Genomic DNA, 26,287 nt, shown 5'->3' with positions numbered 1-26,287 from the left:
TCAGCAGCCGTACGTGGCATGCCCCTTGGGGGACACGGGCTCTCGACGTATTCGCTGTGCACCAGTACCGTCACAAACCCCCCGCGCGGCGTCTATCCACTTGGCGCGACGTCCGCATCATGGATGACCATAGGGATGCGGAATGTAAGCAGACCGCTGTGAGAGGAGGCGTCCATGGGATCGGTGCGCAAGGCGAGTGCCTGGCTGGGCCTCGTTGACGACAACGATGACGAGCGTTACTACGACGACGACTACTCCGAAGGGACCGAGCCCGGGGATGCCTGGGTCACCGACCCGAGGGTCAAGGTGGCCACGGACGTCGCCGAGGAGAAGGGCCGCCGGATCGGTACGGTCACCCCGGACAGCTTCCGGGACGCCCGCGCCATCGGCGAGCTGTTCCGGGACGGGGTCCCGGTCATCATGAACCTCACGGCCATGGAGCCGGCCGACGCCAAGCGTGTCGTCGACTTCGCGGCGGGGCTCATCTTCGGTCTGCGCGGTTCCATCGACCGCGTGTCCAACCGCGTGTTCCTGCTGACTCCGGCCGACACGGAGATCATCAGCGGGGAGGCGTCGGCTCACCGTTCGGACGGCTTCTACAACCAGAGCTGAGGCAGGGCCGCTCATCGGCCCTGCCCCCTGGTGGGGTTCAGCGGAAGGCGTCGAGCCCGGTGAGTGCCTTGCCCAGAACGAGCTGGTGCATCTCGACGGTGCCCTCATAGGTGAGCACCGATTCGAGGTTGGTCGCGTGCCGCATCATGGGGTATTCGAGCGAGATCCCGTTGGCACCGAGGATCGTCCGAGCCGTACGGCAGATGTCGATGGCCTCGCGGACGTTGTTGAGCTTGCCGAAGCTGACCTGTTCGGGACGCAGGCGGCCGGCGTCCATGCGCCGCCCCAGATGATGGGCGAGCAGAATCCCCTTGTGCAGTTCGAGCGCCATGTCGGCGAGCTTGGCCTGGGTGAGCTGGAAGCCCCCGATCGGCCGGCCGAACTGCTCCCGCGACTTCGAGTAGTCGACAGCTGCCTCGAAACAGGACCGCGCCGCACCCATGGCCCCCCACACGATCCCGTACCGGGCGTGCGAGAGACAGCTGAGCGGCCCCTTCAGCCCGACGACATCGGGAAGCACGGCATCGGCGGGCAGCCGTACGTCGTCCATGACCAGCTCACTGGTGACGGAGGCGCGCAGCGACAGCTTGTGCTTGATCTCCGGAGCGGAGAACCCGGCGCTGTCGGTCGGCACGACGAACCCGCGGATCCCCTCGTCGGTCTGCGCCCACACGACCGCGACGCCGGAGACGGACCCGTTGGTGATCCACATCTTGCGCCCGGTGAGCACCCAGTCGGACCCGTCACGCTTGGCGTAGGTCCGCATGGACGCCGGGTCGGACCCGTGGTCCGGCTCGGTCAGCCCGAAGCACCCGATGACCTCGCCGGCGGCCATGCGCGGCAGCCACTGCTGCTTCTGCTCCTCGCTGCCGAACCGGTGGATGGCGTACATGGCGAGGGACCCCTGCACGGAGACGAGGGACCGAATGCCGGAGTCGGCAGCCTCCAGCTCCAGACAGGCGAGCCCGTACTGCACGGCGGAGGCGCCGGCGCACCCGTAGCCGCTCAGGGACATCCCGAGCGCACCGATCTCCCCGAGCTCACGGGCGAGCTCACGGATCTCCGGCAGCTCACCCTTCTCGTACCAGTCGGCCACGTACGGCAGCACCCGATCCGCGGCCCACTGCCGCACGGTGCTCCGAATCGCCAGATCCTCGGGCTCCAGGAGGTCGTCGAGGCCGAGGGGGTCGGCGGGGTCGAACGGGGGCAACTTCGAGGACGCGGACATGGGACACCCTCCGGCAACGACTAAAACTAGCGCCGCTAGTCACGGCTCGGCCCTGACGCTACGACGCGGTGCGGTGCACGTCCAGTACGACTCCCGGTTACAGCGGCACCGAGAGGCCAAGGCTCGTCAGGCGGAGACGCGGGACTCCGCGACTTCCCTCGGCTTGGGCAACTCCACGGTCGGCGCATCGCACTGCATGACCCGCGGCAACCGCAACGCCATCACCGCGCCCAGCAGCAACAGCCCCGCACTCACCAGCAACGTCACATGCAGCCCGTGCACAAAGGCATTCTGCGCCGCATGGCGCAGGGCGACCCCCGCCGACCCGCCCAGCTGGGCAGCGACCTCGTACGCCTCACCCAGCGAGTGTGAAGCGGCCGTGGAGGCCGATGCCGGGACACCCGACACGTCCGTCAGCCCGGGGGCGTACGCCGCGTTCATCACGCTGCCGAGCAGGGCGATGCCGATGCCGGCACCCAGCTGGTACGACGTCTCACCGATCGCCGCCGCCCCGCCGGCCTGCTCCTGTGGAGCCTCGCTCAGCATCGACTCGTACGCCCCGAAGAGCGTCGTCTCCAGGCCGAAGCCCAGCAGCACGAACCCGAAGAGCAGCAGGCCGGGGTTGTCCTCGCCGCCCATCGCCGTGAGCAGCAGAACCGCTACGGCCGTCACACAGAACCCGGCGCACACCATGCGCCGCGGCCCGAACCGCCGCAGCATCCGCGCGCCGGCCAGCCCGGCCGCCATCGCGGCGAACGTCAGCGGCAGCAGCCGCAGCCCCGTCTCCAGTGGCGACAGGCCCAGCACCAGCTGCAGATACTGCGCCGCGATCAGCTCGAGCCCCACGAGGGCGAGCATCGCCAGCACGATGCACCCGACCGACGTACTGAACGCGGGCCGCGCGAACATCCCGAGGTCGACCAGCGGGTACGCCCGCCGTCGCTGCCGTCGTACGAAGAGGACCAGCAGCACCACGCCGACCACCAGCGGCACCACGGTGAACAGGCTGCCCACCGGCTCTCCGCCGCCGAGCCGCTTGACGCCCAGCACCATGCCGAACAGCCCGCCCGCCGCGAGCAGCGCGCCGACCACGTCCCAGGGGCCCTTGCCGTCACCCTTCGACTCGGGCAGCAGCAGGCGTCCCACCGGAAGGCTGACCAGCATCAGCGGGATGTTGACGAGGAAGACCGAGCCCCACCAGAAGTGCTCCAGGAGGAAGCCGCCGAGCAGCGGCCCGACCGCCGCGCCGACGGCGGCGACGGCGCTCCAGATGCCGATGGCGAGGGCGCGCTCGCGCCGGTCGGGGAAGACCTGGCGCAGGATGGACAGGGTCGCGGGCATGATCATCGCGCCGCCGACCCCGAGCAGGGCGCGGGCCAGGATCAGTACCTGTGGATCGTGCGCGAGGGCCGCGAGGCCGGAGGCGACGCCGAAGAGGCCGTACCCCAGCAGCAGAACCCGTCTGCGGCCCACCCGGTCACCGAGCGTGCCGAAGAGAATCAGCAGCGAGGCGCAGACCAGCGGATAGATGTCGACGATCCAGAGCAGCTCTATCGCGCCGGGCCTGAGGTCCTCGGTGACAGCCGGCACCGCCACGTGCAGCACGGTCGCGTCGACCGCGACGAGCAGCAGGCTGACACAGAGGACGACGAGGACGACCCAGCGGTTGGCACCGGCCCCGGCCGCCCGACGGCGCAGCGCAGCGGCAGCCGTGGTCGTCCCGGACATGTACGTACCTCCCAGATGTTCCCTCGCCCTCGGCGGGGCACACGGGGTGGGGACTCCCCGTGACTCGGCCGGAGAGGAGCGGTGGTCTCCGGCCCGCGCAACGAAGGGCGAGTGACTCGTCAGAGTACGCGAGTCCTCGTCGGTGCCGAGTGGCGGACCTCTCAGACTCCACGCCAACGCGTGTGGCGTACGCCACATCCGCCACCCTGGAGCGGTGAGCTCCAGGGGAATTCCACGCCATGATTCGGTGAACGAATTCATAAGCAGTAAAAAACGAACCAACAGAATGATCAAAGGAATTGAAGGATGTAGCGTTCGATGATTGCGGATTCCTAGGAAATAAACCTCCACCTGAGAGGAATCCCACATCACATCGTCATCACAAAGCCGTGGAATCGCCGTTGAACTGCGCTCACTCGCTGTAACGTCGATTGGGTGTGTACCGAACGAAAGCTGACCCGTCTGGACCGGGTCTTCGCCAGGCTGGACCGGGAGCCGGAACGCCCGGCCCACATCGATGTGCCGCGGATGACGCGGCACAGGGTCGTGCTGTTCACCTCGACCCTGGCCTTCTACGTGGCCATCGTGTGGGCCATCCTCATCACCTCGTGGCTGGTCCGGCTCGACTGGCAGGTCATGTTCTTCCGTCCGTACCAGCAGTGGGCCGAGATCCACGCCTTCGTCGACTACTACGTGGTGCTCGGCCAGCGCGGCCCGACCGCCGTGATGGTCGCGGCCTGGCTGGGCTGGCGATCCTGGCGGCAGCACACGCTGCGCCCGCTGCTCGCGCTCGGCGTCTCCCTGCTGCTGCTGAACGTCACGGTGGGTGCCGCCAAGCTCGGCATGGGCCGCCTCGGCCCGCACTACGCGACGACCGTCGGCTCCAACGAGATGTGGCTCGGCGGCGATATATTTCCCAGCGGCCACACCGCCAACGCCGTGGTGACCTGGGGAATCCTGGCCTATCTGGCCTCGACCCCGAGAGCGCGCCGCTGGCTGTCGGCCCTGTCGGCGGTGACCTCGCTGGGCGTCGGCCTGTCCACCGTGTACCTCGGTACGCACTGGCTGAGCGATGTGCTGCTCGGCTGGGCCGCGGGCCTGCTGATCCTGCTCGCCCTGCCGTGGTTCGAGCCGCTGATCGCCCGCTCCGAGGCCTGGATCTTCGACCTGCGCGACCGCTGGCGCGAGCGCCGGGCCGGCACGGTGGCGGTGCCGACCGCCCCGGTCGAGGCTCCGGTGCTGCTCAAGCCGCGCCACGTGGCCGTCGACGACGAGGTCGTGGCACGCGAGGCGGCCTCCTCGGCCCACTCGCCCCGGACGACCGTCCACCCGCCCGCCTACCTGGCCCCCGGCCCGCACACGGCCCGCGGGGAGCGCACCCCGGTCACCCCGGCCGGCAGCCGCCGCCCGCCGCACACGGAGCGCATCACCCGCGGCCCGGCCCAGCCGGCCCGCCCTCTCACGGGCGGCTGACGGCCCGGAGAGCGGGGCTCGGTACACACAACCACCCCGGCACACGGCGACGGCCCCGGTTCCTGCGTCAGGAACCGGGGCCGTCGCCCTTCGTCAACCCTTCCAGGCCCGCGCCACCCGGCCGTCCTTCACCTCGAAGTTCATCCGGCCGCTCCGGTACTCCATGGTGATGATCGCCCCCGGCGGCAGCGAACGCACCGTCGACCACCCTCGGTCACGGGCCAGTCGCTCGGCCCGGTCGGCGTCGAGGCCGACATAAGTGTCCGGGCTGTCCTGTGGTTCGGCAGGGGGTTTCGGAATGGGTGCCATGCCGCCACGCTAGGGCCTTCGCTCGGGATCGGGCCAGAGCGGACCGATGGCCTTTGTAGCTGCCATCCAGGTCGCACGTACCTCTGGGGTCACGCTTTTGTCACAGAACCACGACACGCGTTTCGGACACTCCGCGTCACACGGATGAGCGGTTCCGTAGTCCTTCCGCAGGCATTCGATCGTAATTCCTGCGTGTCGCGAAGCCATGGCCAATAGGCCGGAGGAAAAGTTCCCGGGGAACTGCCGCGGACTCCATTTCCCGCCGCGTCGACATTAGCTGCTGCCGCGGCGGGTGCGGTGGCCGCGAGAGCCGGTGCCGCACAGAAAGTACATGGTTCCGCCACAGAACCCCCGTACGCCCTCTGTCGGAGCGCCGCCGACGCGAGCATCATGGCGTGAGCTCGCGTCGGCGCGTGCGGCGCGGGCTTCAGCGGGCCCGGGGCGCGACGAGCGAAGGGGCGAGCGAGCGATGGGGACGCACACCGCAGAGGCGACGGCACGGCCCATGCGGAGCAAGCAGCCGGGCGGCCGGGTGGTCGTCGACTGGCTGACCACCACGGACCACAAGAAGATCGGGCACCTCTACCTGATCACGTCGTTCGGGTTCTTTCTGGCCGGTGGTGTCATGGCCCTGCTGATGCGGGCCGAACTGGCCCGGCCGGGGATGCAGATCCTGAGCAACGAGCAGTTCAACCAGCTGTTCACGATGCACGGCACGATCATGCTGCTGCTCTTCGCGACCCCGACCTTCGCGGGCTTCGCCAACGAGCTGATGCCGCTGCAGATCGGCGCCCCGGACGTGGCGTTCCCACGGCTGAACATGTTCTCGTACTGGCTGTTCCTGTTCGGCGGTCTGATCGTGATGGGCTCGCTGATCGTGCCGAACGGGCCCGCCTCCTTCGGCTGGTTCGCCTACGCGCCGCTCAACAGCCTGGAGCGCTCCCCCGGCATCGGTCCCGATCTGTGGATCATGGGCCTGGCGCTGGCGGGCTTCGGCACGATCCTCGGTGCGGTCAACTTCATCACCACGATCATCGGGATGCGCGCCCCCGGCATGACGATGTTCCGGATGCCGATCTTCGTGTGGAACACGCTGTTCACGTCGATCCTGATCCTGATGGCGTTCCCGGTGCTCGCGGCCGCGCTGCTGGTGCTGGAGGCGGACCGGCGGTTCGGCTCGGTGGTGTTCGAGGCGGCCAACGGCGGGGCGCTGCTGTGGCAGCACCTGTTCTGGTTCTTCGGGCATCCCGAGGTGTACATCATCGCGCTGCCGTTCTTCGGCATCATCACGGAGATCATCCCGGTCTTCAGCCGCAAGCCGATCTTCGGATATCTGACGCTGGTCGGGGCGACGATGGCGATCACCGGTCTGTCGATCGTGGTGTGGGCGCACCACATGTTCGTCACCGGCGCGGTGCTGCTGCCGTACTTCTCCTTCATGAGCTTCCTGATCGCCGTCCCGACGGGCGTGAAGTTCTTCAACTGGTCCGGGACCATGATCAAGGGCTCGCTGTCCTTCGAGACACCCATGCTGTGGGCGACGGGCTTCCTGGTGACGTTCCTCTTCGGCGGGCTGACCGGGGTGATCCTGGCGTCGCCGCCGATGGACTTCCACGTCTCCGACTCGTACTTCGTCGTGGCCCACTTCCACTACGTCGTCTTCGGCACCGTCGTGTTCGCGATCTTCGCCGGGTTCCACTTCTGGTGGCCCAAGTTCACCGGCAAGATGCTCGACGAACGGCTGGGCAAGATCCACTTCTGGACGCTGTTCGTCGGTTTCCACACCACGTTCCTGGTGCAGCACTGGCTGGGCGCCGAGGGCATGCCGCGCCGCTACGCCGACTATCTCGCCGCCGACGGCTTCACCGTGCTGAACACGGTCTCGACGATCGGCGCGTTCCTGCTCGGCATGTCGACGCTGCCGTTCCTCTACAACGTCTGGAAGACCACGAAGTACGGCAAGAAGGTCGAGGTCGACGACCCCTGGGGCTACGGCCGCTCCCTGGAGTGGGCCACCTCCTGCCCGCCTCCGCGGCACAACTTCAACGCGCTGCCGAAGATCCGCTCCGAGTCCCCGGCGTTCGACCTGCACCACCCGGCGCACGCGTTGGAGGCTCCGCAGCCCGAGCCAAAGAGCGAGCAAGCCGACCGTGAGCAGTCCTGATCGCCTCGACCAGTCCGACCGGCTCCAAGACCTCGAACTCGAAGCCCAGCAGCATCACGTGGATCACCATCACGTCGAGGCTCCCGGCCCCGGTGCGCAGCAGGCAGCTGTCGGGACCGTCCGCCTCCAGCTGCCCTGTGGTGGGCGAGATGCTCGCGGCGGCCTCCTCCAGGGGCACCAGGAGCCGGACGACGGCGTGCGAGGCGTACGCGCGCGTGGAGACGCCCTGGGAGACGTACGCGGCGAGGTCCTCGGCGGGCGGGGTGCGCGGGGTGAAGTGCGGGCCGTGCGGCGGCTTGGGGGTGATGCGGTCGACGCGGAACGTACGCCAGTCCTCGCGGTCGAGGTCCCAGGCGACCAGGTACCAGCGCCGTTCGCTGCACACCAGGCGGTGCGGCTCGACGGTACGGCGGGTCGGGGCGCCGTCGTGGTCGCGGTACTCGAAGCGCAGGCGTTCGGCGTCCCGGCAGAGGTTGGCCAGCTCGGTCAGCACGGCCGGGTCGACGGCGGAGGGCTGGGGGCCCCGCAGCATCGGCACGGTGAAGGCGTTCAGGGCACCCACGCGGCGGCGCAGCCGGTTCGGCAGGACCTGCTCCAGCTTGGCGAGGGCCCGCACCGAGGTCTCGCCGATGCCCTCGATGCCCTGGCCCGCGGCCGTGCGCAGCCCTACGGCCACGGCGACCGCCTCGTCGTCGTCCAGCAGCAGGGGCGGCAGCTCGGCCCCCGCACCGAGCTGGTAGCCGCCGCCGGTGCCGGGGCTGGCGTTGACCGGGTAGCCCAGCTCACGCAGCCGGTCGACGTCCCGGCGGATCGTGCGCGCGGTGACGCCGAGACGGTCGGCCAGGTCGGCGCCGGACCACTCGCGATGGGCCTGAAGCAGGGAGAGCAGCCGCAGGAGTCTTGCCGAGGTCTCCAACATGATCCGATTTTGCCTCGCTCAGGGGCTCGGGAGTGCCCCTAACAGCGTTGCCGGCACCCGGGATTCGACGCTCAGGTTGCCTTGCCGGGTTTCGTACGGGACCCGGGAGGCGGAGGGGTGCACGTCCATGTCACCCGGCGCCAGTCGGTGGTCCGACTCCTCCTCCGTCACGCTGGCGTAGGCGTCCCAGTGGCCCTCCGGCAGGGCCACGCTGCTGGGGAGCGCCGCGCGCAGCCGGCCCGTCGTGGCCGGGGTCAGGGGCAGGGTGACCTCCTCGTCGCCCTCGCGGTGGCGCAGCACGAGGTGGGCCGCCTCGGTGGCCACGACCGCGGTGACGTCAAAGGTCAGCCCGCCCGCCGAATCCGCGATGCAGTCGGCGCGCAGGGGTACTGCCTGCGACACGGGCGTCATGCGCTGCGGTTCCTCCCTCGGCTCTCGGCTCTGTCGGTTGGACCGGCGATACCGCCTTTTGGTTGCCCGTCACGGCTGGTACGACAGCTGCGGGACGTCGAAGCACGTGTTGTTCATGTCTCCTTGGGAGACCCAGCCCCGGCCGTCCTCCCAGCGGGCCACGGACAGACACGTCCGGCGGGTCTGCGGCGGCTCGGCCCGCCGCTCGAAACGGACCGGGAGCAACAGACCGTCGGCGGTGTATCCCTGACTGCGGTTCATGAAGTCGTCGACGCACGCACGCGTGACACCCCGGCGGGCGCACGACTTCGCCGCGTCCGTGAACCACATGGCCGCCGCCCAGCCCTCCAGCTGCCACTGGGAGTGCGTCTTGAGCCCCTTGGTGGCGTCCCTGAACTCCCGTACGGCTTCCTGGCCGGTGTCCTCGTGGTTGCGGGACGATCCGGTGGCCCACAGGGCGTTGCGGCACCGCGGAGCGTCCTTGTACTCATCGGCCACAGTGGACGTCCAGTTCTGGACGTTCGTGACCTTGGCGGTGACCTCGGCGCCGACGTCGTCCATCGCCTTGCACAGCTGGGCGTTGCCGTGGGTGTCGATGGCGTCGAAGACAAGGTCGGCGCCCTGCTCCTTCAGATCGGCCGCCACCGCGCGGAAGTTGGGCAGCGCGAAGTCGACCTGCTCGGTGACGACCTTGTAGCCCTCGGCCTTCAGTCCGCGCTCGATGAGCCGGGCGTAGGCGGCGGACGCGGACTGGTTGTACGAGACGACGGCGGCCGTACGGGCGCCGTGCTCACGCTTGAAGTAGCGGTAGACCTCGGTGCCGCCGTACTGCTTGCCGTCCCAGCCGGTGGTGCCGTTGCGGGGCGCGAGGCTGCCGTAGATGCCGTACAGGTGCGGGTAGGTGTCGTAGGCGGTTCCGATGGGCTGGCCGCCGATGTCGGGCACGCGTGCGCGTGACACGCGGGAGGCGCCCGCGTAGTCCAGGGCGGTGGTGGCGACCAGGGCGACGACCTTCTCCTCGTCGATGAGCTTGTGCACGCACTCGTTGTTGCCGACGCCGCTGCCGCCGTCGTCGCACTCGCGCACCTCGACGCGGCGGCCGTCGATGCCGCCGCGTGCGTTGAGACGGTCGAAGTACGCCTTGGCACCGTCGCGCGGGCCGGTGAAGGCGCTGCCGCCGACCGGGCTGGTGGCGCTCGTGATGATGCCGACCCGGATCGGCGCGCGGTCGCCCGCGGGTGTGGTGGGGCCGCCCCGGTCGCGGTGCTCGAAGTCGCTCTCCGGCAGCCGGCTGCCGCACGCCGTACTCAGAGCCAGCACCACCACGGCGATCGCCGCCTCAGCACCCCGGGATCGGCGACCCATTGCCGCTCAACTGGACCAGCGCGCACAGTGTCTTCGCGGACACCTTCCAGGTGCCGTCCTGTTCGACGGCGGTGCCGGAGGCGTTGGGCAGGGCGGTCGCGCCCTTCAGCGTCAGGTCGTAGGTCACGTTCGCGCCGGTCGGCGAGGTGAACTCGACCTTGGAGACCTTCGCCTCGACCTGCCCGCCGCGCTCGTCACCGCTGAACGCCTGCAGGACCGGCCCCATGCGGTCGCCGTTCTCCAGGACGGTCTGCTTTTCCTCCATGGGCGTCGCCGGGTCGAAGAACTTCTGCCAGTTCTGCTTGATCTCCGTCTCGGCCGCCCCCGCGTCGGCGGGCGCCGTCGCGGCCGGCGACTGCTGTTCGCCCGGCTCGGTCTGCTCGACGGTGGGTGTCGGCGGGGTCTCGTTGCCGCCGCCTCCCTCGTCGTCGCTGCAGGCGGCCAGGGCCGGAGCGAGAAAGAGGAGCAGGGCCGCGGCCGTCGCCGTCCCCCGCCCCGTCGCCCGTGGGCCGTACCGCCTGTGCGCGTTGCTCCGCCTGAGGTCGCTCCCGAGAACCATCTGGCTCACCGCCGGGTGTCGATCCGGGCTGTGTGCGCCCGGTGCTTTCAGGGTCAGCTTGCAGGAGGCATAGTGCAAGCCATTGGCTGACATGGACAGGCACATGCGCCGAAACCCGGTGTGCGTGCCCCCGAACCCGACGCGTGGGAGCCAGCGATGCGGACAGCCCGACTGCGGACCGTGCACCCCGTCCTGTGGGCCGGCTGGGCCGCGCTCGCGGCCGGCGCGGTGTTGTGCGTCATCGGTTGGTACGGCGTCTCCGGCGAGCGCTTCGCCGAGCGGCAGCTGCCGTACCTCGCGTCGTGCACGGTTCCCGGCGCCGCGCTGATCATCGCCGGGTCGCTGCTGCTGACCCACGGCCGGGGCGCGCTCGCCGCCGCGCGCGTGGAGGAGCTGTACGGCCTTCTGGTGGCCGTGGAGCCGGTCTACGCCGATGAGTCCGGACAGGCGGCCGCGGCGCCGGCAGCGGTCAGCGGGGACCTGCTGATGGTGCCGGGCGGCACCCTCTGGCACCGCGCGGACTGCCCCCTGGTCGCAGGGAAGGCGGAGGCCGTACCGGTCGACGCGAAGTTGGTGCGCAGCGGCGAGCTGGGTCCGTGCCCGATCTGTGAGCCCGCCGAAGCGGACGACTGAGGTCCGCCCCGGTGTCCTCCCTGACGTACGACCTCACGCTGGCCGGTCTGGCGGTCGGCAGCGCCGCGGCGCTCAGCGGGATCGGCCTGGTCGTGACGTACCGGGCGACCGGCGTGCTGAACTTCGCGCACGGGGCGATCGCGATGGTGTGCGCGTATGCGCTGCGGCAGTGCGTGGTGGAGTGGGGCTGGCCGCTGTGGGCGGGCGCGGCGGTGACCCTGCTGGTGCTCGCGCCCGGTATCGGGATGGCGCTGGAACGGTTCGTCTTCCGGCCGCTGGCGGTCCTGGGCAGCGACCCGGCGCAGACCCTGGTCGCGTCCATCGGCGTCTTCGTGCTGCTGGTGGGCGGCGCGGTACTGCTGTGGGGTCAGGGGGCGCGGGACGACGCGCCGGAGCTGATGTCGGCGGAGCCCTGGGGCCAGCTGGCGGTGGCGCTGGTGCTGGCGGCCGGGGTCGGTGCGGTGATCCGCTGGACGCGCTTCGGCCGGGAGCTGCGTGCCGTGGTCGACGACCGTCAGCTGGCGGTCCTCGGCGGTGTCGACGCGGACCGGGTGGCGGCGGCCGGCTGGGCGTTCGGCTCGTTCACGGCGGGTCTGACGGGCGTGCTGCTGGCCCCGTACGTGCGCCTGGACCCGTACGGCCTGCCGCTGCTGGTCATGGAGGTGGTCGCGGTCGCGGTGGCCGCACGGATGCGCAGCCTGCCGGTCGCCGTGCTGACGGCGCTGGCCATCGGGGTGGCGCAGAGCCAGCTGACGCGGCTGCACCCGACGGGCTGGGGCGCGCCGCTCCTCCAGGCCGTCAGCACGAACCTCTTCGTCGTCGCCCTGCTGATCGCGGCCCTGGCCCTCCCCCGCGTCGGCACCCGCGACGCTCTCCCCCGCTCGGCCACCGCGCGCGTGCCGACCCCTCCGGGCGCCTGGATCGTGGCGATGGTCCTCTTCCTGCTCCCCCTGGGCTTCGCGGGCTCGGACCTGCATACGTCGGTGCAGGTGCCGGCGCTGGGCGTGGTGCTGCTCTCCCTGGTCGTCGTCACCGGCCGCGGCGGCCAGATCTCCCTCGGCCAGGCGGCGTACGCGGGCCTCGGCGCCCTGTTCACGGCCCTGCTGGCGGCAGGCCGCTTCCCGGGCCTCCCCCGGCTGCCGGAGCTCGCGGCCCTCGCGCTGGCGGTCGTCCTGGTGGCCCCACTCGGCCTCCTCACCGGCTGGCCGGCGATCAGCCGCCGGGGCCTGGCCCTTGCGCTGGCGACGTTCGCGGTCGGCGTCGGCGTGAGCCGCTTCGTCTTCGCCCAGCCTTACGCGATCTCGGGTCTGTCCCTCGGCCGCCCGGCGGGCTTCGAGGGCGACCGCGCCTACTACGTCCTGGAACTGTCCCTCCTCGCAGCCGCCCTGCTGACGACCTGGCTGCTGCGCCGGGGCCGCACGGGCCGGGCCCTGGCGGCGATGCGGGACCACGAGTCCGGGGCGTCGGCGGCCGGCGTCCAGGTGCCCTCCCTCAAGCTCCTGGCCTTCGTCTCCGGCGCCGCCCTGGCAGCCCTGGGCGGCGGGATGCTCGGCATGGGACTGCGCGCCTTCGACCCGGCCGCCTACGACCCCGTCCGCGGCCTCCTCTGGTTCGCCGCGGTGGTGGTCCTGGGCGCCGACAGCACGCTCGGCGCCCTGGCCGCCGCGGCCCTCCTGGTCGGTCTCGACGCGGGCGCACGCGGCGGTGTGGCGGCCGCCCTGATCGGCATCCTCGCGGTTCTGGTGGGCCGCTTCCCCGGCGGACCGTACGAAGCGCTGCGGTCGGCGGCGGGGAGGCTGCGCCTGCGGCGCGGGGCGAGGCTGACGGCGGTGGGGCTGGGAGTACGGAGGCGACTGCGGCCGGCGGAGCCAGGAGCCGGGCCTCGGCCGACCCTGACGGGCTTGACCGCGTCGGGCGTCGCAGGCCAGGAGGCCGCCGGCGCTCAGCCTCCGCAAGGGCCACCCGCACCCGACGGCGAAAGGCGCTCGGGCGGTTCGGGTGGGAAACCGAACGCGGCCGAAGGACACGTGCCCACCCACGCACCGGCACTCGTCACGCACCACCTCCAGGCCCGCTACGACAACTTCACCGCCCTCGACGACATCACCCTCACCGTCCACCCAGGCCGGGTCACCGCCGTCGTCGGCCCCAACGGCGCGGGAAAAAGCACCCTGTTCCACTGCCTGGCCGGCACCCACCGCCCCACCCACGGCCAAGTCCTGCTCGGCACCCGCGACATCACCCGCCTTTCCGCCCACGCCCGCACCCGCCTCGGCATCGCCCGCACCTTCCAGCAACTGGCGGTCTTCCCCTCCCTGACCGTGGCCGAGAACGTTCGCGTAGGCGCAGAGCAGGGACGGCTCCGGGACCCCTCGGCCGTGGAGCGGGCCCTCCGGCTCCTGGGACTCGACGGCCCCGTGCGGGCCCTGCCGGCCGCGGACCTCCCCACCGGCACCCTGAGGCGCGTGGAACTGGCCAGGGCCCTCGCGGGCGGCCCGCGCGTGCTGCTCCTCGACGAACCCGCCGCCGGCCTCGACACCGCCGAGGTCACCGCACTGGCCCGCGTCCTGAAGGCACTCGCCGCCGACGGCACCGCCCTGCTCGTCGTCGAGCACGACCTCGACCTGGTCGCCGACCTCGCCGACACCGTGCACGTCATGGCGGCGGGCCGCATCGTCGCCTCCGGCCCTCCCGACCGCGTGCTCGACGCGGCAGGCTCCCAGGAAGCACCCGCATGACGACGATCTCCCTGCGCCACGCGCGCGTGCGCTACGGCCCTCTGGAGGCCCTCCACGGCATCACCCTCGCCGCCCCCGGCCCCGGCCTCACCGTCCTGCTGGGCCGGAACGGATCCGGCCGTACGACAGCGCTGCGCGCCCTGGCCGGAACCGTGCCGCTGTCCGGCGGCGCGGTCGTGTGGGACGGCGCCGACGTGACCCGGATGCCCGCGTACGAGAGGGCCCGCCGTGGACTGTGCCTGGTCCCCGAGCGGCAGGCGGTGTTCGGCTCCCTCACCGTGCGCGAGAACCTCGAACTCGCGGGCCGGTCGTACGACATCGCCCTCGACGCCTACCCCCGGCTCGCATCGCTCCTCGCCCGCCGCGCAGGCACCCTCTCGGGCGGCGAGCAGCGCATGCTGGCCCTGTCCCGCGCCCTGCTGGCACGCGCGCGTGTCGTGCTCGTTGACGAACCCGTGCAGGGCATGTCGCCCACGGTCGCCGCCCGTACGTACGAGCTCCTGAGCGAACTCGACGCCTGCGTGGTCGTCGCAGAGCAACGAATCCCGCCCGGACTGCACGGCCGGGCGGCACTCGTCTACGAACTGCGTCGCGGTGCGGTCGTGTTCAGCGGCGAGTCGGCCGAATGGGAGCGCCGTGCAGCGCTCCGAACCGGGTCGACCCCTTCCGGATGAGCTGCGATGTCTTCGAGGTCAGCCGGTCCGTGACGCTGGGCCGCCGCAGCTCCATACGGCCCTTGAGCCCGTACCGTCTCGAGCAGTGCGGCCAGGCTCCCCACCCCTGAGTCGCCACCACCTTCCGGGCGATGGCGATCTGCTCCTTGCGGCTGGCGAGATCCGCGCGCGGGGCGTACTTCGACCCGCCGAAGCCCTCCCAGGTGCTCTGCGAGAACTGAAGCCCCCCGTAGTGGCCGTTGCCGGTGTTGATGTGCCAATTCCCGCCGCTCTCGCACTTGGCGACACAGCCCCAGGGCCACTGGTCCTTGGCGCAGGAGAGCGCCGCGGGTTTGGGGGGCGGTCCGGGGGCCGGCCGGGGCGGCGCCGTATGGATGTGCCGCGTTGCGTGTGTTGCCTGTGCTGCGTGCGTCGGTCCCGGGGCGACGGCTGTGAACAGCGTGGCGGCCAGGACGATCGTGAGCGGTGTGCATTTCATATGAGCACGCTAGGCAGCCGATTGCGGCCATCCCGCGCGGCGCGTCCGACGAACGCCGGTGCCCCACCCGGTCGGCGGACCGGGCGGGGCACCGAAGCGTGGGCAGGGAGCGCCGCTCAGAGTTCGAGGCGCTGCCCGGGCACGATGAGGTGGGGATCGGCGCCGATCACGGACTTGTTGGCCTCGTGGATCTGCCGCCACGTGGTCCCGTGCCGGGCGGCGATGCCGCTGAGCGTGTCGCCCTGACGGACGGTGTAGTCACCGCGGGACGAGTTGCGGTTCGTGTGTCCCGACGAACGCTCCGAACGCTCCGACTTCTGCGCCGGAGTCGACGGGGCCGCCTTGGCGGCGGGGGCGCCCGAGCCGGCGGCGGAAGCCGCGGGTGCGCTGCCGGACGCTCCGGCGCGGGCCGAACAAGTCGGCCACGCGCCCCACCCCTGTGCGCGCTGGACCTTGGTGGCCACCGCGATCTGCTGGTCCTTGCTAGCCCGGTCCGCCGTGGCCGCGTAGGCCGTACCGCCGTACGCGCGCCAGGTGGAGGCGGCGAACTGCAGTCCGCCGTAGTAGCCGTTGCCGGTATTGATGTGCCAGTTGCCGCCGCTCTCGCACTGGGCGATGCGGTCCCACACTCCACTGTCCGCCGCTGCGGCGTTGCCGGTCGCGGCCAGCAGTCCGAGCGGGGCGAGCAGTGCCGCCCCGGCGAGGACCGCCGTCGTACGAGTCCGGCTCCCGTTCGGAGCCTTCGGCGCCTTACGAGCGTTGTTGTGAGTGGTATCGGCACATTCGGACATGTAGTTCCCTCTCCAAGGACCCGGGGTCCCTCAAGGCGGTAGGCCACTCCCACGCCACCGGGCGTGTGAGTCGCGCTCGCCCCGTCCGCCCGAGGATGGTGCTGCAAGCTGGTTGGTGCGGTCGGCGGACGTACCCGAGCGGTGCTCGTTGCACACGGCCGAGGAATCTATGGACAGCGGGCAGTCGGCATCAACCAACTCCTCGTCGCTCCAGGCCAGTTCGCAGTTACCCCCGGTATCGGCGAATTTAAGCCACCCACTTCATTCGCTGATTTCCGGATTTGTCGACCAACGACCCCGACGATCTGTGACGCACCCCACGCAACCAACTGCCTTGCATTTCCCTCCAGTTGACCGTGAGTGCGCGATTCCGCACCCGAGGTGACGGTGCGCGATGGATGGTTCGATTCCGTTCGCCCTGATGCGTGACTCCCGCCACAGATCGTCCGTTGTCTTCTTCATGAGCCCGGGACCCGCCCGGTTCACGGGCCGGGAGCCACCCGGCCGCACCACATCCCGAGGGAGCCACCCGTGCCGCGCATGCTCGACGTCAGCGACGAGGTACGTGCCGAGATCGGCGACGAAGAGGCCGACCGGCTGCTCGCCGGAGAGAACGCCCCGGGCAGTTACGACTGCACCTCCTGCCGCACCCCGGGCGACTCCGAACAGGAGCGCACCAGCACCGTCCTGTTCATCGGGGACGAGACCGCCGTCCTCGCCTTCGCCCACGCCACCTGTCTGCCCTCCCAGATCGTCCAGGTCACCGAGGAGCAGTTGCAGGGTGCCGTGAAGTCCATCACCGGCGACCGGGTCGACCTGGAGCCGGAGTCGATCGTGCCGGAGCAGGCCGTGCTCGGGGTCACCAGCGGACTGGTGCTGATCGCCGGGGAGTTGCACCCCGCCCTGGTGGTCGAGCCGACCGGCCCCATCGTGCGGCCCGGAGCGTTCGGTGCCGGGGACGACTTCCTGCCGCTGCTCATCGAGCAGGGGTTCATGCCGCTGACGGAGCTGGCCGACGTGCCGCCGGTGCTGCACGGGTGGTCCGTACTGCTGGCCATGGGGCAGCTGCACGCGGTTCTGCAGCCTGGGCCGACCGGGGGGCAGCCGGTCGCGTGGTGGCAGGCGCATCAGCCTCTTCAGGTGACCGACGGGTGGCGGGCCGCCGCGAACAAGCATCAGCAGGTGCTGATGTTCGCGGCGCCGGTGGGTTCCATCGGCCGCCAGCCTCGGGAGGACCTGCTCCGCGGGGCGCTGGACAAGGCGGCGGCCAACGGAAAGTTGGTCGGGGCCGCCCTCCCGCTGGCGGGGACCTGAGGGAGCCCGCCACCAGGGGGCTGTGCGTGTAGTGCGTCGCCCCCGCCTCCGATGAGCAGGCGACCCTTCACCACGGCCGCATCTCTTCGAGCGCGGGGTCGTTTGGACATACGTGCATGCATACGACGTTCCCCGCCTCCAGGGCGGCTCATCGCCCACGCCGATCTACGACGCGCTCTATGCCGAGTACGTCAAGTCCTTCCGCTCGCTGCCGGGTGATCGCAGCGGGGAGGAGGACATGGGGTTCGTCGCGTTCGGGAACATGCAGCGCGGCACGGGCTCGTACGGGGGTCATCGCCCTGGGTCGTTCAGCAGTTCGTACAGCGCCTACAGCGCGGGGGCCCACAGCGCCCGGCACGGCAGCAACGGCCAGCAGCCGCAGTGGCAGCGCGTCGGGCACATCGGCCCGCAGGGCGCGGGGATGCACCACGTCCCGGCCGCGCTGCCGCCGGCACGCAGGGGCTGAGCACACGTCGAAGGGGCGGCCCGATGAGGGCCGCCCCTTCGACGTGTGCTCAAGTACCTCTTGCCGCTACTTCTTCTTGCCGCGCTTCTCGCGCACCCGCACCGAGATGTGGATCGGCGTCCCCTCGAAGCTGAACTCCTCACGCAGCCGGCGTTCGATGAAGCGGCGGTAGCCCGCCTCGATGAAGCCGGAGGCGAAGAGCACGAACCGCGGGGGCTTGACGCCGGCCTGGGTGCCGAACAGGATGCGGGGCTGCTTGCCGCCGCGGATCGGGTGCGGGTGGGCGGCGACCAGCTCGCCGAGGAAGGCGTTGAGCCGGCCGGTCGGAACCCGGGTCTCCCAGCCCGCGAGGGCCGTCTCGATCGCCGGGACCAGCTTCTCCATGTGGCGGCCGGTGTACGCCGAGACGTTCACCCGGGGCGCCCAGGCGACCTGGCCGAACTCGGTCTCGATCTCCCGCTCCAGGTAGTAGCGGCGCTCCTCGTCGAGGGTGTCCCACTTGTTGTAGGCGATGACCATCGCGCGGCCCGCCTCGACGGCCATCGTCACGATGCGCTGGTCCTGGACCGAGATGGACTCGGAGGCGTCGATCAGGATGACCGCCACCTCGGCCTTCTCGACGGCGGCCGCGGTGCGCAGCGAGGCGTAGTAGTCGGCGCCCTGCTGGAGGTGGACGCGCTTGCGGATGCCCGCCGTGTCGACGAACTTCCAGGTCACGCCGCCCAGTTCGATGAGCTCGTCGACCGGGTCACGGGTGGTGCCGGCCAGCTCGTTGACGACGACGCGCTCCTCGCCCGCCACCTTGTTCAGCAGGGAGGACTTGCCGACGTTCGGGCGGCCGATGAGCGCGATCCGGCGGGGGCCGCCGATCCCGGCGCCGCCGAAGGTCTGCTCGGGCGCGTCCGGCAGGGCCTCCAGAACGGAGTCCAGCATGTCGCCGGTGCCACGGCCGTGCAGCGCGGAGACGGGGTGCGGCTCACCGAGGCCCAGGGACCACAGGTAGGTCGCGTCGGCCTCACCGCTGGGGCCGTCCACCTTGTTGGCGCACAGCACCACGGGCTTGCCGGCCTTGCGCAGCAGTCGTACGACGGCCTCGTCGGTGTCGGTGGCGCCCACCTTGGCGTCGACGACGAAGACGACGGCGTCGGCGGCCTCGATCGCGTACTCGGCCTGCGCGGCCACGGAGGCGTCGATGCCGAGGACGTCCTGCTCCCAGCCGCCGGTGTCGACGACCTTGAAGCGGCGGCCGGCCCATTCGGCCTCGTAGGTCACCCGGTCGCGGGTGACGCCGGGCTTGTCCTCGACGACGGCCTCGCGACGACCGATGATGCGGTTCACCAGAGTCGACTTGCCGACATTCGGCCGGCCGACGACGGCGAGCACGGGCAGCGGTCCGTGACCGGCCGCCTCGATGGCACCCTCGACGTCCTCGAGGTCGAAGCCCTCTTCCGCGGCGAGCTCCATGAACTCCGCGTACTCGGCGTCGCCAAGCTCTCCGTGGTCGTGCCCGTCGGGCGAGCCCTCGGAGTGGATGTGGTCGTTCATGAAGTCCGTACCTCGTCGTTCATCGTGGTGATCGGTGGACCGCGCGGCTGTCGCCCTGCTGATCCACTACTCAGTGTCGCCTAGCGACCGGTCAGTCGCCTTGCGTTTTCCAGGTGCGCGGTGAGCTGCTTCTGGATGCGCTCGGTCGCCTCGTCGAGAGCCTTGCGCGTACGCCGTCCGCTGCCGTCGCCCGCCTCGAAGGGGTCGCCGTACACGACGTCGACGCGGTGGCGCAGCGGCGGCAGCCCCTTCATCAACCGTCCCCGCTTCTCGGAACTTCCCAGCACCGCGACCGGGACGACGGGCGCCCCGGCGCGCACGGCGAAGTAGGCGAGCCCGGCACGCAGCGAGGCGAAGTCGCCCTCACCGCGGGTGCCCTCGGGGAAGATGCCGAGGACGCCGCCGTTGGACAGCACGTCGAGGGCCTGCGTTATCGCCGTGCGGTCGGCGGAGTGGCGGTCCACCTTCAGCTGGCCGATGCCGGTCAGGAAGGGGTCGAGCGGGCCGACGAAGGCTTCCTTCTTGATCAGGAAGTGCACGGGCCGGGGCGACACGCCCATCACCATCGGCCCGTCGATGTTGTGGCTGTGGTTGACCGCGAAGATCACCGGCCCGGTCGGGGGCACCTTCCAGGCACCCAGGACCCGGGGCCGCCACAGCCCGTACATCAGGCCGACGCCGATGCGCCGCCCGACGTCGGCACCTCTCTCGGAAGGTGGGATCACTTTCCGGCTCGCTTCTCCTCGACGAGCGTCACGACGCACTCGATGACCTGCTGCAGCGTGAGCTCGGTGGTGTCCACCTCGACCGCGTCGTCCGCCTTGGCGAGCGGCGAGGTCTTGCGGCTGGAGTCGGCCGCGTCCCGCTTCAGCAGCGCCTCGCGGGTCGTGTGCACGTCGGCGCCCTTCAGCTCACCGCTGCGGCGGGCCGCGCGGGCCTCCGGGGAGGCGGTGAGGAAGATCTTCAGGTCGGCGTCGGGCAGCACGGTCGTACCGATGTCACGGCCCTCGACGACGATGCCGACCTCCGCGGAGGTCGCCAGGGAGCGCTGCAGCTCGGTGATCCGGGCCCGCACGTCGGGCACCGCGCTGACCGCGCTGACCTGGGAGGTGACCTCCTGGGTGCGGATCGGGCCGGACACGTCGGTGCCGTCGACGGTGATCGTCGGGTTGCCCGGCTCGGTGCCGGAGACGATCTCCGGCTTGCCGGCCACGGCGGCGATCGCGGTCGGGTCCTCTATGTCGATCCCGTTGGCCACCATCCACCAGGTGATCGCCCGGTACTGGGCGCCGGTGTCGAGGTAGCTCAGCCCGAGCTGCGCGGCAACGGCCTTCGACGTGCTCGACTTGCCCGTGCCGGAGGGGCCGTCGATGGCGACAATCACGGGCTTGGCGGCACCGTTTTCCACGGGAGGACACCTTCCAGATGCGGTGTGACGGGAGTGTGGGGACGCGAGGGCGCCCCGCACAAGGTTACTGGGTGCGCGTCACTCGTCCGGCCGCCCGTGAGCCGACCGGGCTGCCACGGGGCAGGGCGGTGGGGGTCGGGCCCCTACTGACGGATCGCCCAGCCCCGCTCCCGCAGGGCCGCCGACAACACCGGCGCCGCCTTCGGCTCCACCATCAGCTGGACCAGACCCGCCTGCTGCCCGGTCGCATGCTCGATCCGTACGTCCTCGATGTTGACCCCGGCCAGCCCCGCGTCGGCGAAGATCCGCGCCAGTTGTCCCGGCTGGTCGTCGATCAGCACGGCGACGACCTCGTAGGTCCGAGGAGCCGCCCCGTGCTTGCCGGGAACGCGCACCTGCCCCGCGTTCCCCCGCCGCAGCACGCCCTGGATGCCGGACGTGCCCTCCAGCCGCTTGTCCTCGTCGGAGGACTGCAGCGCCCGCAGCGCCCGCACCGTCTCCTCCAGGTCGGTCGCGACATCGGTGAGCAGGTCGGCGACGGGCCCGGGGTTCGCGGAGAGGATGTCGATCCACATCCCGGGATCGGAGGCCGCGATCCGCGTCACATCACGGATGCCCTGACCGCACAGCCGTACGGCCGTCTCCTCGGCGTTCTCCAGACGCGCGGCGACCATGCTGGACATCAGGTGCGGCATGTGGGACACGAGGGCCACCGCACGGTCGTGGGCGTCGGCGTCCATCACCACCGGCACGGCCCGGCAGTGCGAGACCAGCTCCAGGGCGAGGTTCAGCACCTCGGTGTCGGTGTCGCGGGTCGGCGTCAGCACCCAGGGGCGGCCCTCGAAGAGGTCGGCGCTCGCGGCCAGGGGGCCGGACTTCTCACGCCCCGACATGGGATGCGTACCGATGTACGACGACAGGTCGAGCCCGAGCGCCTCCAGCTCACGGCGTGGCCCGCCCTTGACGCTGGCCACGTCGAGGTAGCCGCGGGCCGCGCCCCGGCGCATGGCGTCGGCGAGCACGCCGGCCACGTGCGCGGGCGGGGCGGCGATGATCGCGAGGTCGACGGGGCCGTCGGGCGCCTCGTCCGTGCCGGCGCCGAGCGCGGCCGCCGTGCGGGCCTGCTCGGGGTCGTGGTCGGCGAGGTGGACGACGACGCCCCGTCCCGCCAGCGCGAGGGCGGCGGACGTGCCGATGAGGCCGGTGCCGATGACGAGTGCGGTTCTCACTGGGCGATGTCCTTGCGCAGGGCGGCCGCGGCACCGAGGTAGACGTGCGCGATGCCGGCGCGGGGCTTGTCGGACTCGATGTGCGCGAGGACCCGTACGACCCGGGGCATGGCGCCCTCGATGTCCAGTTCCTGGGCGCAGATCAGCGGTACGTCGGCGAAGCCGTTGCCGAGCTTGCGGGCGGCGGCTGCCGGGAAGTCGCTGTGCAGGTCGGGCGTGGCCGTGAACCAGATGCTGATCAGATCGTCCGCGGTGAGGTCGTTCCGCTCCAGGATCGCGGTGAGCAGGGCCCCGACCTGCTCGTCCATGTGGCCGGCCTCGTCCCGCTCCAGTTGGACGGCCCCCCGGACCGCTCGTACCGCCACGACGCTGCTCCTTGCTGACGTACGGATCGACTCTTCGGCTGTCCAGCCTAGTCAGCCCCGGTGCGGCCCAGGCACGTCGCTCGCCCGCTGAGACACCGGCATACGAAATGCACGTTTTCCAGCACTCCGTTATAGCTTGCTTCTTCTTTGGTGGTTTAAGTGCAAAGATGCTGTTGATCCGCTTGGCGCGCTTCCACCCCCCTGGTTCTTCCGCACTTTCGGAGTGACGACATGACCTACCGTCCGACGCGGCGCACGATCCTCATCGCGACCGGCGTGACGGGTGCGACGGCGCTCGTCGCCGGCTGCGGTGATTCCGACGGCGACGGCGACTCGTCGCCGACCTCGACCACCGTCTCCCCCGGCCAGGACGGCGACGAGCTGGCCGGCACGTCCGACATCCCGGTGGGCGGCGGCACGATCTTCAAGGACGAGAAGGTCGTGGTGACCCAGCCCGAGCAGGGCGAGTTCAAGGCCTTCTCCGCCATCTGCACCCACCAGCAGTGCCTGGTCGGCAGCGTTTCGGACGGGACGATCAACTGCCCGTGCCACGGCAGCAAGTTCAACATCACGGACGGCGCGGTGGCCAACCCTCCGGCCACGAAGCCGCTGCCCGCGAAGAACATCGTCGTGGAGGGAAATTCGATCCGGCTGGTGTGATCCGCCGCGTACGCTCCGGGCCATGCACCCCGAGACCCTGGTCCGCGACCACACGATCTACGCCTGTGTGATGGGCTCGCGGGCCTTCGGTCTGGCGACGGACGGCAGCGACACCGACCGCCGGGGTGTGTTCCTCGCCCCCACGCCGCTCTTCTGGCGCTTCGACAAGCCGCCGACGCACATCGACGGCCCGCTGGAGGAGCAGTTCAGCTGGGAACTCGAGCGCTTCTGCGAGCTCGCCCTGCGCGCCAACCCGAACATCCTGGAGTGCCTACACTCCCCGCTCGTGGAGCACGTCGACGACACGGGCCGCGAGTTGCTCGCCCTGCGCGAGGCGTTCCTGTCCCGCCGGGCCTTCGAGACGTTCACGCGCTACGCACTGGGCCAGCGCAAGAAGCTGGAGGCGGACGTCCGCTCCCACGGCGCCCCGCGCTGGAAGCACGCGATGCACCTCCTGCGCCTCCTGACGAGCGCCCGCGACCTGCTGCGCAGCGGCCACCTGACGATCGACGTGGGTGACGGGCGCGAGGCACTGCTGGAGGTCAAGCGCGGCGAGGTCCCCTGGCCGGAGGTCGAGTCCCGGATGACCCGCCTGGCGAGGGAGGCGGAGGAGGCCGTCCCCCACAGCCCGCTCCCGGCCGAGCCGGACCGCCGCCGGGTCGAGGACTTCCTGATCGGCGTCCGCCGCGCCTCAGCTCTCCAGCCGGGTCCGTACGACGAGGGCGTGCAGGGCGTCGAAGGCGCTCGGGGCGTCGGGCAGCGCTGAGGCCGCCTGCGCCTCGTCCAGCACACCGTGCAGCCGCTCGACGTCGGCCGCCACACGCGCGTGCTCGACGTCGGCGGGCCCGTGCTCCTGCTCCGCCTTGGCCGCGATCAGCTCCGGCAGATAGCCGGGCGCGTCGGCCTCCCCGTCCGAGGCGACCTCCCCGACCAGCGTGGGCAGATGGGGCTGCACCTCACCGCTGCGCATCAGATGGATGCCGGTGAGCAGCACCCGGAAGGTGTAGAGCAGCGGCTTGAGCTCGCCGGTCTTCTCGAAGAGCCGCCACTGCGTCCCGGCGAAACCCCGGTAGTGATGGGCGTGGTGGCCGGTGAGGACGCCGGGCGCCAGCTCGGCCAGCTCCCGGTGGACGTCCGTGGTGTGCACGACGAGCGGCGAGAGCAGCTGCTCCAGCACATAGCCGTTGCGGCGCAGCATCAGCCGTACGAACTTGCGCAGGTCGTGCGTGACCAGGTCCATCTCGACGCCGTCGCGGACCCACATCCGCGACCGCGTCTCGTCCGGCTCCCGCAGCCCGACGAGGTCGGCGGCCGGCAGCAGGTGCACGCCCCGCAGGTCCACGTCCGAGTCGCGCGACGGAAAGCCGTACAGATGCGCGCCGGAGACGGTCGCGAACAGCACCGGGTCGGGCTGCTCGGCAACGACGGGCGTGAGGTCGATGTCCAGGGCGTCGATCATCCGTCAAGCGTCCCAGAGCGCCCCGAGGGTCAGCAGATCACCCCGGTACTCGATCCGGTCCGCCCACGGGGCCGGCCAGGCGTCGGCGCCCAGATACGCGCCCGCGAAGGCCCCCGCCAGACACGCGATCGAGTCCGAGTCGCCCGACGTGCAGGCGGCCCGGCGCAGCGCCGTCAGCGGCTCGTCGACGAACCACAGGAAGCACAACAGGCCGGAGGCCATGGCCTCTTCGGCGATCCAGCCCTCGCCGGTGGCCAGGCACGGATCGGTCTCTGGCGAGACGGTCCGTACGGCGTCCTGGACCCGGTCCAGGATCCCCAGGCACTCGTCCCAGCCTCGCGTGATGAAGTGCTCGGCGGTGGGGTCCTGGCTGCGGGTCCACAGGTCGCCGAGCCAGCGCTCGTGGTAGCGGGTGCGGTTCTCGTAGGCGTACGACCGCAGCAGCCCGACCAGTCCGGTCGGTTCGGCGCCCTGGGCGAGCAGTCGTACGGCGTGCGCGGTCAGATCGGAGGCGGCGAGGGCCGTCGGGTGCCCGTGGGTCAGCGCTGACTGCAACTGGGCGGCGCCCGCACGCTGTTCGTCGCTGAGACCGGGGACGAGCCCGACCGGCGCGACGCGCATGTTGGCGCCGCAGCCCTTGGAGCCGATCTGGCTGGCGTCCTGCCAGGGCGTGTCGGTGCGCTCCAGCAGGTCACAGGCTCTGAGGCAGGTATTGCCCGGGGCCCTGTTGTTCTCCGGAGAGCGGTTCCATGCGACGAACTCCGCACGCACCGGCTCCACCATCGCCCCGGGTCCGAGCACGCCCCGGTCCATCGCCGTCCGCAGGCCCTTCCCCAACGCGAGCGTCATCTGTGTGTCGTCGGTGACGACGGCCGGCGTCGGCAGGTCCATCTCGCGCCATGGCCCGCACTTGGCGAGGATCGACGGCACGTCGTTGAACTCGGTCGGGAAGCCGAGCGCGTCCCCGAGGGCGAGGCCGAGCAGGGCGCCGGTGGCGGCGCGCTTGCGGACGGTGGTCGTGGTCATGCGGGGCGTCCTTCCGGGGTGGGCCGCAGCAGGGGCGGGTGGAGGGTGGCGGCGCTGCCCGCGCGGTACAGCGCGGCCGGTTTGCCGCGACCGCCGGTGAGCCGGGCCGCGCCGGGCACGGGTTCGACGAAGCCCGGCGTGGCGAGCACCTTGCGGCGGAAGTTGGGCCGGTCGAGGGCGGTGCCCCACACCGTCTCGTAGACCTGCTGCAGCTCGCCGAGCGTGAACTCGGGTGGGCAGAAGGCGGTGGCGAGGCCCGCGTACTCGAGCTTGGCGCCGACGCGTTCATGGGCGTCGGCCAGGATCCGGTCGTGGTCGAAGGCGAGCGGACCCGCCGAGTCGTACGGCACCCAGCGCGCCTGCGCGGCGTCGCTGCCGCCGTGCGGTTCGGGCGGGTGGGGCAGCAGGGCGGTGAAGGCCACCGTCACGACCCGCATCCGGGGGTCGCGGTCGGGTTCGCTGTAGGTCCGCAGTTGCTCCAGGTGCAGTCCGGAGACGTCCGACAGGCCGGTCTCCTCGGCGAGTTCACGCCGGGCGGCGGCCTCCGCCGACTCGTCCGGCTGCACGAACCCGCCGGGGAGCGCCCAGTGGCCCTGGTACGGCTCCTGCCCGCGCTCGACCAGCAGGACGTGCAGGGCGCCGTCGCGGATGGTGAGGACGGCCAGGTCGGCGGTGACGGCGAAAGGTTCGTGGGCGTACTTGTCGTAGTCCATGCGAACCCACCCCCTTAATA

27 protein-coding genes and 1 pseudogene are annotated in these 26,287 nt (G+C 71.1%); 11 read left to right on the top strand and 17 right to left on the bottom strand.

What is annotated here, in order from left to right; all coding sequences use genetic code 11:
* The first annotated feature begins 174 nt into the window (after window positions 1-174).
* Window positions 175-612, top strand: a complete 438-nt coding sequence (locus tag ACZ7M7_RS24700; protein ID WP_328882623.1) for a cell division protein SepF — start codon at window positions 175-177, stop codon at window positions 610-612.
* A gap of 37 nt (window positions 613-649) precedes the next feature.
* Here ACZ7M7_RS24700 and ACZ7M7_RS24695 read toward each other — a convergent pair whose 3' ends face one another.
* Together ACZ7M7_RS24695 and ACZ7M7_RS24690 are read right to left on the bottom strand one after the other, a co-directional pair.
* Window positions 650-1,840: an acyl-CoA dehydrogenase family protein gene (locus ACZ7M7_RS24695; RefSeq protein ID WP_451168668.1), complete on the bottom strand. Its 1,191-nt coding sequence runs from the start codon at window positions 1,838-1,840 to the stop codon at window positions 650-652.
* A 126-nt stretch (window positions 1,841-1,966) separates the two neighbouring features.
* Window positions 1,967-3,568, bottom strand: a complete 1,602-nt coding sequence (locus ACZ7M7_RS24690) for an MFS transporter (RefSeq protein WP_383607568.1) — start codon at window positions 3,566-3,568, stop codon at window positions 1,967-1,969.
* 435 nt (window positions 3,569-4,003) lie between these two features.
* Between ACZ7M7_RS24690 and ACZ7M7_RS24685 the strand changes: the two genes are divergently transcribed.
* Entirely contained in the window at window positions 4,004-5,041 is a 1,038-nt protein-coding gene (locus tag ACZ7M7_RS24685; protein WP_383629096.1) for a phosphatase PAP2 family protein, read from the top strand.
* Between the two features lie 93 nt (window positions 5,042-5,134).
* Here the strand turns inward: ACZ7M7_RS24685 and ACZ7M7_RS24680 are convergent, their stop codons facing one another.
* Entirely contained in the window at window positions 5,135-5,350 is a 216-nt protein-coding gene (locus ACZ7M7_RS24680; protein WP_383615420.1) for an I78 family peptidase inhibitor, read from the bottom strand.
* A gap of 331 nt (window positions 5,351-5,681) precedes the next feature.
* Between ACZ7M7_RS24680 and ctaD the strand changes: the two are divergent.
* Window positions 5,682-7,394, top strand: a pseudogene (ctaD, locus tag ACZ7M7_RS24675) (aa3-type cytochrome oxidase subunit I); the annotation flags it as partial.
* Here the strand turns inward: ctaD and ACZ7M7_RS24670 are convergent.
* The 4 genes from ACZ7M7_RS24670 to ACZ7M7_RS24655 form a co-directional block, all read right to left on the bottom strand.
* Window positions 7,393-8,433, bottom strand: a complete 1,041-nt coding sequence (locus ACZ7M7_RS24670; protein WP_383615417.1) for a helix-turn-helix transcriptional regulator — start codon at window positions 8,431-8,433, stop codon at window positions 7,393-7,395. The pseudogene ctaD and the gene ACZ7M7_RS24670 overlap by 2 nt on opposite strands.
* A gap of 18 nt (window positions 8,434-8,451) precedes the next feature.
* A complete protein-coding gene (locus ACZ7M7_RS24665) occupies window positions 8,452-8,844 on the bottom strand; it encodes a hypothetical protein (protein WP_369270105.1) in 393 nt (130 codons plus the stop codon).
* 69 nt (window positions 8,845-8,913) lie between these two features.
* Window positions 8,914-10,209: an ABC transporter substrate-binding protein gene (locus ACZ7M7_RS24660; RefSeq protein WP_472120325.1), complete on the bottom strand. Its 1,296-nt coding sequence runs from the start codon at window positions 10,207-10,209 to the stop codon at window positions 8,914-8,916.
* Window positions 10,184-10,768 (bottom strand): MTB12 C-terminal domain-containing protein, encoded by a 585-nt coding sequence (locus tag ACZ7M7_RS24655; RefSeq protein WP_472120323.1) that lies wholly within the window; start codon window positions 10,766-10,768, stop codon window positions 10,184-10,186. The genes ACZ7M7_RS24660 and ACZ7M7_RS24655 overlap by 26 nt, the downstream gene beginning before the upstream one ends.
* A 156-nt stretch (window positions 10,769-10,924) precedes the next feature.
* On the opposite strand from ACZ7M7_RS24655, the gene ACZ7M7_RS24650 reads away from it, so the two are divergent.
* The 3 genes from ACZ7M7_RS24650 to ACZ7M7_RS24640 are packed head-to-tail and all read left to right on the top strand — an operon-like array spanning window position 10,925 to window position 14,813.
* Complete coding sequence (locus tag ACZ7M7_RS24650) at window positions 10,925-11,401, top strand: hypothetical protein (protein ID WP_383615408.1); 477 nt, start codon at window positions 10,925-10,927, stop codon at window positions 11,399-11,401.
* A gap of 11 nt (window positions 11,402-11,412) precedes the next feature.
* Window positions 11,413-14,139, top strand: a complete 2,727-nt coding sequence (locus tag ACZ7M7_RS24645; RefSeq protein WP_472120321.1) for an ABC transporter permease subunit — start codon at window positions 11,413-11,415, stop codon at window positions 14,137-14,139.
* Window positions 14,136-14,813: an ABC transporter ATP-binding protein gene (locus ACZ7M7_RS24640; protein ID WP_472120319.1), complete on the top strand. Its 678-nt coding sequence runs from the start codon at window positions 14,136-14,138 to the stop codon at window positions 14,811-14,813. Before ACZ7M7_RS24645 ends, ACZ7M7_RS24640 begins: the two co-directional genes overlap by 4 nt.
* Here the strand turns inward: ACZ7M7_RS24640 and ACZ7M7_RS24635 are convergent.
* Both ACZ7M7_RS24635 and ACZ7M7_RS24630 read right to left on the bottom strand, forming a co-directional pair.
* The gene (locus tag ACZ7M7_RS24635) at window positions 14,746-15,291 is read right to left on the bottom strand and encodes a transglycosylase family protein (RefSeq protein ID WP_383615400.1); all 546 of its coding nucleotides are present in this window, start codon (window positions 15,289-15,291) and stop codon (window positions 14,746-14,748) included. The genes ACZ7M7_RS24640 and ACZ7M7_RS24635 overlap by 68 nt on opposite strands.
* A 116-nt stretch (window positions 15,292-15,407) precedes the next feature.
* A complete protein-coding gene (locus ACZ7M7_RS24630) occupies window positions 15,408-16,082 on the bottom strand; it encodes a transglycosylase family protein (protein ID WP_472120317.1) in 675 nt (224 codons plus the stop codon).
* 531 nt (window positions 16,083-16,613) lie between these two features.
* Here ACZ7M7_RS24630 and ACZ7M7_RS24625 point away from each other — a divergent pair.
* Window positions 16,614-17,396, top strand: a complete 783-nt coding sequence (locus ACZ7M7_RS24625) for a hypothetical protein (protein WP_383629093.1) — start codon at window positions 16,614-16,616, stop codon at window positions 17,394-17,396.
* Window positions 17,397-17,508: 112 nt separating this feature from the next.
* Entirely contained in the window at window positions 17,509-17,862 is a 354-nt protein-coding gene (locus ACZ7M7_RS24620) for a hypothetical protein (protein ID WP_328882608.1), read from the top strand.
* Between the two features lie 66 nt (window positions 17,863-17,928).
* On the opposite strand, the gene der is transcribed toward ACZ7M7_RS24620, so the two are convergent.
* The 5 genes from der to aroH all read right to left on the bottom strand — a co-directional run bounded on the left by der (window position 17,929) and on the right by aroH (window position 22,409).
* The gene (der, locus tag ACZ7M7_RS24615; protein ID WP_383615391.1) at window positions 17,929-19,407 is read right to left on the bottom strand and encodes a ribosome biogenesis GTPase Der; all 1,479 of its coding nucleotides are present in this window, start codon (window positions 19,405-19,407) and stop codon (window positions 17,929-17,931) included.
* A gap of 80 nt (window positions 19,408-19,487) precedes the next feature.
* A complete protein-coding gene (locus ACZ7M7_RS24610) occupies window positions 19,488-20,171 on the bottom strand; it encodes a lysophospholipid acyltransferase family protein (RefSeq protein ID WP_383615389.1) in 684 nt (227 codons plus the stop codon).
* Window positions 20,129-20,815, bottom strand: a complete 687-nt coding sequence (gene cmk / locus ACZ7M7_RS24605; RefSeq protein WP_383615386.1) for a (d)CMP kinase — start codon at window positions 20,813-20,815, stop codon at window positions 20,129-20,131. The genes ACZ7M7_RS24610 and cmk overlap by 43 nt, the downstream gene beginning before the upstream one ends.
* A gap of 143 nt (window positions 20,816-20,958) precedes the next feature.
* Window positions 20,959-22,044, bottom strand: coding sequence for a prephenate dehydrogenase (locus ACZ7M7_RS24600; protein WP_451168662.1), 1,086 nt, complete (start codon window positions 22,042-22,044; stop codon window positions 20,959-20,961).
* On the bottom strand, window positions 22,041-22,409 hold the full coding sequence (aroH, locus tag ACZ7M7_RS24595; RefSeq protein WP_383629091.1) for a chorismate mutase: 369 nt from the start codon (window positions 22,407-22,409) through the stop codon (window positions 22,041-22,043). Before aroH ends, ACZ7M7_RS24600 begins: the two co-directional genes overlap by 4 nt.
* Window positions 22,410-22,516: 107 nt before the next feature.
* Between aroH and ACZ7M7_RS24590 the strand changes: the two genes are divergently transcribed.
* The 3 genes from ACZ7M7_RS24590 to ACZ7M7_RS24580 are packed head-to-tail and all read left to right on the top strand — an operon-like array spanning window position 22,517 to window position 23,835.
* Window positions 22,517-22,636 carry a DUF6529 family protein gene (locus ACZ7M7_RS24590; protein WP_472120313.1) on the top strand — a complete coding sequence of 40 codons (120 nt, stop codon included), beginning with the start codon at window positions 22,517-22,519 and terminating at the stop codon, window positions 22,634-22,636.
* A gap of 4 nt (window positions 22,637-22,640) precedes the next feature.
* A complete protein-coding gene (locus ACZ7M7_RS24585) occupies window positions 22,641-23,069 on the top strand; it encodes a Rieske (2Fe-2S) protein (RefSeq protein ID WP_383615378.1) in 429 nt (142 codons plus the stop codon).
* A 22-nt stretch (window positions 23,070-23,091) separates the two neighbouring features.
* On the top strand, window positions 23,092-23,835 hold the full coding sequence (locus ACZ7M7_RS24580) for a nucleotidyltransferase domain-containing protein (protein ID WP_472120311.1): 744 nt from the start codon (window positions 23,092-23,094) through the stop codon (window positions 23,833-23,835).
* Here ACZ7M7_RS24580 and ACZ7M7_RS24575 read toward each other — a convergent pair.
* The 3 genes from ACZ7M7_RS24575 to ACZ7M7_RS24565 are packed head-to-tail and all read right to left on the bottom strand — an operon-like array spanning window position 23,761 to window position 26,267.
* Window positions 23,761-24,528: a nucleotidyltransferase domain-containing protein gene (locus tag ACZ7M7_RS24575; RefSeq protein ID WP_383615372.1), complete on the bottom strand. Its 768-nt coding sequence runs from the start codon at window positions 24,526-24,528 to the stop codon at window positions 23,761-23,763. The genes ACZ7M7_RS24580 and ACZ7M7_RS24575 overlap by 75 nt on opposite strands.
* 3 nt (window positions 24,529-24,531) lie before the next feature.
* On the bottom strand, window positions 24,532-25,554 hold the full coding sequence (locus ACZ7M7_RS24570; protein ID WP_472120309.1) for an ADP-ribosylglycohydrolase family protein: 1,023 nt from the start codon (window positions 25,552-25,554) through the stop codon (window positions 24,532-24,534).
* Window positions 25,551-26,267 carry an NUDIX hydrolase gene (locus tag ACZ7M7_RS24565; protein ID WP_472120307.1) on the bottom strand — a complete coding sequence of 239 codons (717 nt, stop codon included), beginning with the start codon at window positions 26,265-26,267 and terminating at the stop codon, window positions 25,551-25,553. Before ACZ7M7_RS24565 ends, ACZ7M7_RS24570 begins: the two co-directional genes overlap by 4 nt.
* Between the last annotated feature and the right edge of the window lie 20 nt (window positions 26,268-26,287).

This window comes from Streptomyces sp. NPDC111606, assembly GCF_055656945.1.
The sequence above is the reverse complement of the archived record's forward strand: the minus strand, read 5'-3'. Positions and strand labels throughout refer to the sequence as shown.

Excerpts from the sequence above, each read along its gene's own strand:
- ACZ7M7_RS24565 (WP_472120307.1), bottom strand. The coding sequence starts at position 26,267 with ATGGACTACGACAAGTACGCCCACGAACCTTTCGCCGTCACCGCCGAC.
- ACZ7M7_RS24650 (WP_383615408.1), top strand. The coding sequence starts at position 10,925 with ATGCGGACAGCCCGACTGCGGACCGTGCACCCCGTCCTGTGGGCCGGC.
- ACZ7M7_RS24580 (WP_472120311.1), top strand. The coding sequence starts at position 23,092 with ATGCACCCCGAGACCCTGGTCCGCGACCACACGATCTACGCCTGTGTG.
- ACZ7M7_RS24655 (WP_472120323.1), bottom strand. The coding sequence starts at position 10,768 with ATGGTTCTCGGGAGCGACCTCAGGCGGAGCAACGCGCACAGGCGGTAC.
- ACZ7M7_RS24660 (WP_472120325.1), bottom strand. The coding sequence starts at position 10,209 with ATGGGTCGCCGATCCCGGGGTGCTGAGGCGGCGATCGCCGTGGTGGTG.
- ACZ7M7_RS24695 (WP_451168668.1), bottom strand. The coding sequence starts at position 1,840 with ATGTCCGCGTCCTCGAAGTTGCCCCCGTTCGACCCCGCCGACCCCCTC.
- ACZ7M7_RS24585 (WP_383615378.1), top strand. The coding sequence starts at position 22,641 with ATGACCTACCGTCCGACGCGGCGCACGATCCTCATCGCGACCGGCGTG.
- der (WP_383615391.1), bottom strand. The coding sequence starts at position 19,407 with ATGAACGACCACATCCACTCCGAGGGCTCGCCCGACGGGCACGACCAC.
- ACZ7M7_RS24635 (WP_383615400.1), bottom strand. The coding sequence starts at position 15,291 with ATGAAATGCACACCGCTCACGATCGTCCTGGCCGCCACGCTGTTCACA.
- ACZ7M7_RS24640 (WP_472120319.1), top strand. The coding sequence starts at position 14,136 with ATGACGACGATCTCCCTGCGCCACGCGCGCGTGCGCTACGGCCCTCTG.
- ACZ7M7_RS24670 (WP_383615417.1), bottom strand. The coding sequence starts at position 8,433 with ATGTTGGAGACCTCGGCAAGACTCCTGCGGCTGCTCTCCCTGCTTCAG.
- ACZ7M7_RS24590 (WP_472120313.1), top strand. The coding sequence starts at position 22,517 with ATGCACGTTTTCCAGCACTCCGTTATAGCTTGCTTCTTCTTTGGTGGT.
- ACZ7M7_RS24570 (WP_472120309.1), bottom strand. The coding sequence starts at position 25,554 with ATGACCACGACCACCGTCCGCAAGCGCGCCGCCACCGGCGCCCTGCTC.
- ACZ7M7_RS24700 (WP_328882623.1), top strand. The coding sequence starts at position 175 with ATGGGATCGGTGCGCAAGGCGAGTGCCTGGCTGGGCCTCGTTGACGAC.
- ACZ7M7_RS24630 (WP_472120317.1), bottom strand. The coding sequence starts at position 16,082 with ATGTCCGAATGTGCCGATACCACTCACAACAACGCTCGTAAGGCGCCG.
- ACZ7M7_RS24690 (WP_383607568.1), bottom strand. The coding sequence starts at position 3,568 with ATGTCCGGGACGACCACGGCTGCCGCTGCGCTGCGCCGTCGGGCGGCC.
- ACZ7M7_RS24575 (WP_383615372.1), bottom strand. The coding sequence starts at position 24,528 with ATGATCGACGCCCTGGACATCGACCTCACGCCCGTCGTTGCCGAGCAG.
- ACZ7M7_RS24665 (WP_369270105.1), bottom strand. The coding sequence starts at position 8,844 with ATGACGCCCGTGTCGCAGGCAGTACCCCTGCGCGCCGACTGCATCGCG.
- ACZ7M7_RS24680 (WP_383615420.1), bottom strand. The coding sequence starts at position 5,350 with ATGGCACCCATTCCGAAACCCCCTGCCGAACCACAGGACAGCCCGGAC.